The organism is Bartonella sp. AA2SXKL (assembly GCF_042197205.1).
Taxonomy (GTDB): domain Bacteria; phylum Pseudomonadota; class Alphaproteobacteria; order Rhizobiales; family Rhizobiaceae; genus Bartonella.
In genome coordinates this window covers 333-690 of the sequence record NZ_JBHIRN010000163.1, presented here as the reverse complement: position 1 = coordinate 690, position 358 = coordinate 333, and the positions used below count along the sequence as shown (strand labels likewise).

1 protein-coding gene is annotated in these 358 nt (G+C 36.3%); it reads left to right on the top strand.

Going from position 1 to position 358, the window contains the following annotated elements; translation table 11 throughout:
* Positions 1-53: 53 nt before the first annotated feature.
* Positions 54-358: CDP-alcohol phosphatidyltransferase family protein (locus ACFINS_RS10450; protein ID WP_375706233.1), on the top strand; the 305-nt coding region annotated here is incomplete at its 3' end.

Below are 358 nucleotides of genomic sequence, written 5' to 3'. Positions count from 1 at the left end.
TTTATGTTTTTTTTACGATAAATCATAGCATAGAAAAAATACCGTGTTGGTAGATGAATGAAGATTTTAGAAACGAGGATAAGAAAACCTTGAAACGGAAGCTAACAAAAAAAATCAAAACGAATGCAGATCTTTTGCGCCATAAAAAAGTAACAATGCCACAAGCAAAGGCTTTTTCTGTTCATTTATTAACAGCTTCGGGTTCGTTTTTAGCATTTCTTTCTCTTATATCGGCCTCTCAAAAAGAATGGACTGCTATGTTTTTTTGGCTCGGACTTGCACTTCTCGTTGACGGTATCGATGGGCCAATTGCGCGCAAACTTGATGTTAAATATGTACTTCCAACATGGTCTGGAGA